General features: G+C 61.3%; 1 pseudogene. It reads right to left on the bottom strand.

The window, feature by feature from the left end:
• A pseudogene (locus tag P0D80_RS50965) lies at positions 1-607 on the bottom strand (IS3 family transposase); the annotation flags it as partial.

The raw sequence follows: 607 nt of genomic DNA, 5'->3' as shown, positions 1-607 counted from the left end.
TATGTCGTGTCCAATGCGTACACCTGGTTGCTGCGCTCGATCTTCCGATCGCGCAGCAGGTACGGCCAGATCTTGTGAGCCAGATGTTTGCGGCTCAAGTTCGGTTTGCGATACAGCGCCTCGATGCCCATTTTGCGCATCAAGGTGCCGACGTGTTTGCGTCCGACCACTATGCCCTCTCGCTTGAGCAGGCGCATCAACATGCGCGCGCCGGCAAACGGATGCTCCAGGTGCAACTCGTCGATGCGGCGCATGAGCGCCAGATCCGCGGCACTGACCGGGCTCGGCGCGTAGTACGCACAGGATCGGCTAATGCCGACCAGCTTGACCTGCCGGGAAACCGGCAGGGGGTGGGCACGATCAATCATTTCTTTGCGCTCAGCAGGCCTGCCTTGCCGAGCGCGCCGGACAAAAAATCATTCTCCAGCGCCAATTGGCCGATCTTTGCGTGAAGCGTCTTCAGATCCACCGGCGGCTCATTCACGGGCGCGCCCGCCGCGCCGAACACATCGGCCGCTCGGTCTTGCAACTGCCGCTTCCATTCCGTGATCTGGTTCGGATGAACCTCAAACTGCTGCGCCAATTCTGCCAGTGTGCGCTCGCCACG

It is taken from the genome of Paraburkholderia sp. RL17-373-BIF-A, assembly GCF_046030175.1.
GTDB lineage: Bacteria > Pseudomonadota > Gammaproteobacteria > Burkholderiales > Burkholderiaceae > Paraburkholderia.
The sequence above is the reverse complement of the archived record's forward strand: the minus strand, read 5'-3'. Positions and strand labels throughout refer to the sequence as shown.